Raw genomic sequence first — 6,689 nt, 5'->3', positions numbered from 1 at the left:
GCGTGGCGGACCGGGCCCCTTCCCGTACGGAGGGTGCTGCTAGTACACCGGCTTCTCGGGCTCGATCTGGTTGACCCAGCCGATCACGCCGCCGCCCACGTGCACGGCGTCGGCGAAGCCCGCGGACTTGAGGACCGCGAGGACCTCGGCGCTGCGGACACCGGTCTTGCAGTGCAGGACGATGCGCTTGTCCTGCGGGAGGTCCTGAAGGGCGGTGCCCATGAGGAACTCGTTCTTCGGGATCAGCTTCGCACCGGGGATCGAGACGATCTCGTACTCGTTCGGCTCGCGGACGTCGATGATCTCGATCTTCTCGTCGCCGTCGATCCACTCCTTGAGCTGCTTGGGAGTGATCGTCGCGCCGAGCGCCGCCTCCTGGGCCTCCTCGGACACGACGCCGCAGAAGGCCTCGTAGTCGATGAGCTCGGTGACGGTGGGGTTCTCGCCGCAGACCGCGCAGTCGGGGTCCTTGCGGACCTTGACCTGGCGGTACTGCATCTCCAGGGCGTCGTAGATCATCAGCCGGCCGACGAGCGGGTCGCCGACGCCGGCGAGCAGCTTGATGGCCTCGGTGACCTGGATGGAGCCGACGGACGCGCAGAGCACGCCCAGCACGCCGCCCTCGGCGCAGGAGGGGACCATGCCCGGCGGCGGGGGCTCCGGGTAGAGGCAGCGGTAGCACGGGCCGTGCTCGGACCAGAACACGGAGGCCTGACCGTCGAAGCGGTAGATCGAGCCCCACACGTACGGCTTGTTCAGCAGCACCGCGGCGTCGTTGACGAGATAGCGGGTGGCGAAGTTGTCCGTGCCGTCCACGATCAGGTCGTACTGCGCGAAGATCTCCATCACGTTCTCGGCTTCGAGCCGCTCTTCGTGAAGGACCACGTTGACGTACGGGTTGATGCCCAGCACCGAGTCCTTGGCGGACTCCGCCTTGGAGCGGCCGATGTCGGCCTGGCTGTGGATGATCTGGCGCTGCAGGTTCGACTCGTCGACCTCGTCGAACTCCACGATGCCGAGCGTGCCGACACCGGCCGCGGCCAGGTACATCAGGGCCGGCGAGCCGAGGCCGCCGGCGCCGACACACAGCACCTTGGCGTTCTTCAGGCGCTTCTGTCCGTCCATCCCGACATCCGGGATGATCAGGTGACGGGAGTACCTGCGGACCTCGTCGACGGTGAGCTCAGCGGCTGGCTCGACCAGGGGTGGCAGCGACACAGGAACCTCAACAATGCAGGTGGTCGGATTCTACGTAGACCGGCTTCTTACGGTCGACTACGTACGGTTGTTCTTCCCGTAACACTGCCACGCCCCTTCTCATTCCGAGATACCGGGTCCGACCCGCGAGACGATTTCGTCCCAGTACCTGGGCAGCGCCGCGAATGGATCGCTTTGTCCGCTTCGGCCGTCCCGGTCGCTCCGGTCGTTCCGATCGGTGAAGAAGATCGTCCCGGCGCCCTGCCAGCGGGCGATGCGCATGGCCTCCTCCAGGTGGGTGCGCGGCACGCCGTGGACGAAGTGGGCGAACCGCTCCGGCGGATAGTCGGCGGTCCACTCGGCCACCTGTGACCAGCGGTAGTCGGCCCAGGGGCCCCGGAAGGTGACCAGCTGGTCGGCCGCCTCCGCGTACCCGGGGTACGGGTGGGTGCCCTGGCCCAGCACCAGGCGGCCGCCGTCGTCCGCGCTGTCGCTCTCCGCCAGCAGGGCGTGCAGGGTGCCGGTGAGCCGCCGGACGGCGGGCAGGCCGGCCCGGTCGACGGGGCACCGGGCGAGGTAGAAGCCGCCGATCCGGTACCAGTCGATGAAGGACCGGGCGTCCGCGATCAGCTCGTCGAAGGGCCGCTCGCCGTGGGCCAGGTCGAGGTGGCCGAGCAGCCTGCCGCCGGAGGCCCGGACGGTGTCGTCCGGGGCCTCGCCGTGCAGGGCGCGTTCGCGGGCGTTGCGCAGCCGGCCCGCCGCCTCCAGGCAGTGCGGGTCGGGCCGGGAGCCCGGGCCGTCCGCGATGTTGAGGACGGCCCAGTGCAGCGGGGTGCCGGGGCGGGCCAGCTCGGCCCATTCGGCGGGGGCGAGCAGCGGGTGGGCGTAGCCCGGGACGCCGAAGCCGAGCTGTTCGCCGCCCGCGGTCCTGCGGGCGTCGGAGGGAGCGGTCAGATACGGCACGCCGCCTCCATCCAGATGTCCGCGAGGGACTCCTCCAGGTTGATCCGGGGCCGCCAGCCGAGCCGGTCCCGCGCGGTGCGGACGTCGGCCTGCTGCCAGGCCCCGCAGCCGTCCGGGTACGGCGACGGGGTGGCGGAGAGGTGTTCCATGACGGACTCGGCGGAGGTACGCGGGGCCCCGATGGGCAGGCGCTGGGGGGGGCCGTCCAGCTCGTTGAGCGCGCCCGCGTACCCGGCGACCCGCGCCAGGACGGCGGCGGCGTCGCGGAGCCGGACGGCGCGGCCGGTGCCGATGTTGACGACGCCCTGGGCGGCGGAGAGCGACGCGGCGTGGACGGCCCGCGCCACATCCCGTACGTCGACGAAGTCCCGCTGCACGCCGAGGCCGCTGAGCTTCAGCTCGCCGTCGCCCGCCTGCATGGCCCGACGCATGGCCTCGGCGAGCCGGCCGAGCGGGGAGCCGGCCGGGGTGCCGGGGCCGACCGGTGAGAAGACCCGCAGCACGACGGCGTCGAGGCCGGAGCCGAGGACCAGTTCGGTGGCGGCGAGCTTGCTGACGCCGTACGGGCCGCCGGGGCGCGGGACCGCGTCCTCGGCGGTGGAGGACCCGGGCTGCGAGGGCCCGTACTCCGAGGCGCAGCCGACCTGGACGAGCCGGGCCCCGCAGCCGCTGCGGCGCAGCGCCTCGCAGACGGTGGCGACGGCGACGGTGTTGTGGCGGGTGAGGTCCCGGGCGCCGCCGCGGGTGGCGCCCGCGCAGTTGACGACGACTCCGGGGTGGACGGCGTCCAGGAAGCGGGTGAGCGCCCCGGGGCTGCCGCCCGCGAGGTCGAACCGGACGTCGGCGTCGTCGCCGCGCCCGAGGGCCGTGAGGTGGACGGCGGGATCGGCGAGCAGCCGGTCGGCGACGAAGCGGCCGAGGAATCCGTTGGCTCCGAGCAGCAGCACCCTCATCGCGCACCGCCTCGGTGCCGACGGCGGGCTGCCGGTGCGGGGGATTGGGGGGTCATGGCGGGTTTCTCCTAGGTCAGTCAGGTCGGGCTGTGCCGGGCGGGGCCCGCGGCGTCGGCTCCGCGGGAGTGGTGCGGGGTGGTACGGGGCGGTGCGGTGGTACGTCGGTGGGGCGGCTCGGACCCGGTCCCTCAGGGCCGCGTGTGGGCGGAGGCCCGGGAGAGCGCCAGGGCGGCGTGCAGCAGCAGTCCGAGGGCGGCCCCGCCGCAGGCGAGGGCGGAGACGGCTCCCGTCCCGCCTGCTGAGACGAGGGCGTTCACGGGCTGGGCAAGGGGTTCGAGGCCGGGGAGTCGGGCGGAGAGGACGAGGGCCGGGGCGAGTGCCTCGACGGCGCAGGCGGCGGCGAGCGCGACGGTGCCCGGCTCGGGCAGTCCGTGTGCGGCGAGCAGCCGGGCCACGAAGAACAGGACCCCGAGGGCGACGGCGGCGACGGGCGTGCCGCCCCCGCCGAGGCCGAGGTCGGCGAGGTACAGCAGGGGCAGCAGCGCGCCGAGGAAGAGGGTGACGGCCGCCAGGAGCAGGGGGCGCACACCCGCGCCGAACTCCTCCAGGGCGCGGCTGCCGGACAGTTTGCGGTGGGCGTGGACGGTGAAGAGGTGGGCGCACCAGGCGGCCGGGGCGATGGCGGCGGCGAGGCCGAGCAGCGGGGCGGGCGTGCCGTCCCACGGGCCGCCCGGACCTCCGGACATGACCTGGGCCAGCAGTTCCTCGCCGTACACCGCGTAGCTCAGCAGCCAGCAGGCGTACATCCCGGCGCGGCCCGCTCCTTCGGGGGCGCGAAGGGGGCCGCGGCCCAGGCACGCCCGGAGCGCCAGGCAGGCGAGCAGTGCGCCGACGACGGTGACGAGGGCCCGCGTGCCGTCGCCGAGGACGCCCTCGGTGACCCGCAGCACCCCGGCGGTCGCCAGGCAGGCGGCCCCCGGGAGCAGGGCGAGGAGCGTCCAGGCGGCCCGCGCCTCGGTGTCGGGACCGGGCCCGGGAGCTGAGGGCCCGCCGATGCCGGGTTCCCGCGTACGGGGTGGCATGCGGGCGTACAGCTCCTCGGCGAGGGCGAAGACGTCCCGGTGGCGGTAGCGGGCGGCGGTGCGGTCGGTGAGGCCGTGCGCCTCCAGGCCGGCGGCGATCTCCAGCGGGTCCACGGCCCGTTCGCACAGGTCGCGGTGGTGGTGCAGCAGGGACTTCACCGGGTCGGCCGGGCCCCGGCGGGCGGCGGCGCCCGGCGCCCGCCGCGCCGTGGTGCGGGGCGGGATCTCCGCGGGGCGTTCCGGGGCGGCAGCGGGCGTCGCCGGGTCGTCCGGACGGGTCATCGGGAGGTCTCCGTGGTCGTGAAGCGTAGGGGCGTGGTGGGTCGGGCCGTGAGCCGAGTGGCCGCGAGCCTTGGTGCGGTGCGGGGCCGAGCCATGAGCCGACTGGCCGCGAGGCGCCGGTCCGTGCGGGATCTGGCCGTGAGGGGCCGGGGAGTGATGCGCCAGGGCGCGGAGGGCCGACGAGCCGAGGGCTGGGGCATCGAGGGCCGGGTGGTCACGCATCGCCGTCCCCCGCCGGTCCTGCCGCGACCGCGCAGACGCCCTCGGGCTCCGGCCCCGGCTCCCGCGTGTGCTCCGGCTCGGGCTCGCCGGGCCGGTCCGGCCGACGGGCTCCGCCCGGGGCGGCCCAGCTGGGTACGGCGGCCACGGGATCCCCCGGCGGCCGGAGGTGGGAACCGGGCTGGGTCCAGTGGCCGAGGAGGCGGGCCTCCGGCGGGTTGGCGAAGGGGAGCGGGTCGCCGTGGGCGTCCACCGTGTCGGCCTCCCGGCGCACCGGGGTGTGCGACATCAGCTCCAGGTAAATGCCGCGAAATGCCGCGAGGTTCTGTTCGACGGTGAAGAGTTCGAGCGCGCGGGCCCGTGCGGCGGCCCCCAGCCGGGCCCGGCGCTCGGGGTCGCGCAACAGCGCGACACACGCGTCCGCGAGCGCCTTGGGGTTGCGCGGGGGCACCACCAGACCGGTACCGCCGATGACTTCGACGACCGCGCCCACGTCGGTGGAGACGGTGGCCCGGCCGCAGAACATCGCTTCGACGAGGCTGACCGGGAAGCCCTCGACGGTGCTGGAGAGGACGATCACACCGCCCGCCCCGTACGCCTCGGCGAGGTCGGGGATCTCGGGGCCGCCGATCTCCTCGAAGGTGACCGGGCAGCTGCCCTCGGCGTGGGCGCCGGTGGCCTCGTCCGGGAAGAGCTGAGCGGCCAGGGCCGTGCAGTGCGCGAGGTAGGCGGTGGCCTCGTCGCCCTCCGCCGGGGCGCCGAAGATCCGCAGCCGGGCGTCGGGCCGGGCGCGGCGGACTTCGGCGAAGGCATGGAGGAGGGCGATCAGGTCCTTGGCGGGCTCGATCCGGCCGACCCAGACCAACGTGTCCGGACCGCCCGCGCCGGCGTCCTCGCCCGCCGCGCCGAGGCGTTCGGCGTCCTCGCCGACCGGGCCGAAGCGCTCGGCGGCCATGCCCGGGTAGACGGTGCGCTGCTTGGCGGGGTCGGCTCCGCAGCGCTGCTGCCAGCGGCGGACGTGGGTGTTGCCGGGGGTGACGAGCGCGGCCTGCCGGTAGACCTCGGTGGCGAGGCGGCCGTGGAATCCGGCGAGGAGGGCGCGCACGGGGGGCCCGTACGGGGTGTCGGACGCGGCGGCGGCCAGGTAGTGCGCGCGTAGCGGGACGCCGTGCTCGGTGACCAGCAGCGGCACCCCGAAGAAGCGTTTGGCCAGGAGACCAGGGAGGGCGGCCGCCCCGCCGGAGGCCGCGTGGCAGAGGTCGACCGCGCCGAGGCTCTCCTGGTCGTACCAGTCCAGCGAGAGCGGGCGCAGCGCGCGTTCCAGCTCGGCGGCGAAGGCGAGAAGGTCGGGGACGGTGGCGCTCTGCACGGTCCGGCCGGTGCCGCGGGCGCGGGAGGCGGCCTCCAGGATCCGTACGGTGGTCTCGGAGCGCAGGGCGAGGTGGAGTCCGCCGCGATCGCGGGCCAGCTCGGCCAGACCGTAGAGCCCTTCGGCGAACAGCTTCGCGCCGGGGCCCTCGCCCGCTTCCGTACCGGTCTCGTCGGGGGTGCAGACCGCGGTGGCGAGCGCGCTGAAGCGGTCGGTGAAGCGCTTGCGGTCGCGCCGCCCGTAGGACTGCTCGCCGCCGGTCACCAGCCGGGCCAGCAGGCCGCGTTCGCCGCTGCCGCGCAGGGTGCCGTCCTCGGGGGTCCACAGCGGCGCGGTGCGCACCCGGCTGACCTGGTAGGGCAGTTGGACCCAACCCCGGTCCTCCTGGTGGGCGGAGCGGCTCAGCGCGAACAGGTCGAACTCGTGCTGCGGCAGCCCGCGCACCAGTCGGTCGCACCAGAGTCTGGACTCACCGGTCGCATACGGATAACCACCGTCGGTGAGCAGTCCGATCCGCACGAGTACACCCCCGATCTCCCTTGTGGGCGGCCGCCGTTGAAACGGCGACTCGCAGCGGGACGACCGTAAGCGGATACGCCGGTGGCGCGACGGACGGTTGTCCGT

General features: G+C 74.5%; 5 protein-coding genes. All 5 read right to left on the bottom strand.

Annotated elements, in window-relative coordinates:
- Positions 1-39: 39 nt before the first annotated feature.
- The 5 genes from moeZ to ACFWM7_RS32265 all read right to left on the bottom strand — a co-directional run bounded on the left by moeZ (position 40) and on the right by ACFWM7_RS32265 (position 6,584).
- The gene (gene moeZ, locus ACFWM7_RS32285) at positions 40-1,218 is read right to left on the bottom strand and encodes an adenylyltransferase/sulfurtransferase MoeZ (RefSeq protein ID WP_383267521.1); all 1,179 of its coding nucleotides are present in this window, start codon (positions 1,216-1,218) and stop codon (positions 40-42) included.
- A gap of 99 nt (positions 1,219-1,317) precedes the next feature.
- Positions 1,318-2,160: a spherulation-specific family 4 protein gene (locus ACFWM7_RS32280; RefSeq protein WP_383267517.1), complete on the bottom strand. Its 843-nt coding sequence runs from the start codon at positions 2,158-2,160 to the stop codon at positions 1,318-1,320.
- The gene (locus tag ACFWM7_RS32275) at positions 2,148-3,113 is read right to left on the bottom strand and encodes an NAD-dependent epimerase/dehydratase family protein (RefSeq protein WP_383267514.1); all 966 of its coding nucleotides are present in this window, start codon (positions 3,111-3,113) and stop codon (positions 2,148-2,150) included. Before ACFWM7_RS32275 ends, ACFWM7_RS32280 begins: the two co-directional genes overlap by 13 nt.
- 188 nt (positions 3,114-3,301) lie before the next feature.
- Positions 3,302-4,477 (bottom strand): hypothetical protein, encoded by a 1,176-nt coding sequence (locus ACFWM7_RS32270; RefSeq protein ID WP_383267511.1) that lies wholly within the window; start codon positions 4,475-4,477, stop codon positions 3,302-3,304.
- Positions 4,478-4,691: 214 nt separating this feature from the next.
- Positions 4,692-6,584: a DUF3492 domain-containing protein gene (locus ACFWM7_RS32265; protein ID WP_383267508.1), complete on the bottom strand. Its 1,893-nt coding sequence runs from the start codon at positions 6,582-6,584 to the stop codon at positions 4,692-4,694.
- Positions 6,585-6,689 lie beyond the last annotated feature (105 nt).

The organism is Streptomyces sp. NPDC058375 (assembly GCF_042723425.1).
GTDB classification, from domain to species: Bacteria; Actinomycetota; Actinomycetes; order Streptomycetales; family Streptomycetaceae; genus Streptomyces; species Streptomyces durocortorensis.
Note: the sequence above shows the minus strand (reverse complement) of the source record. Positions and strands in the feature narration are given on the sequence as shown.

Excerpts from the sequence above, each read along its gene's own strand:
- ACFWM7_RS32275 (WP_383267514.1), bottom strand. The coding sequence starts at position 3,113 with ATGAGGGTGCTGCTGCTCGGAGCCAACGGATTCCTCGGCCGCTTCGTC.
- ACFWM7_RS32270 (WP_383267511.1), bottom strand. The coding sequence starts at position 4,477 with ATGACCCGTCCGGACGACCCGGCGACGCCCGCTGCCGCCCCGGAACGC.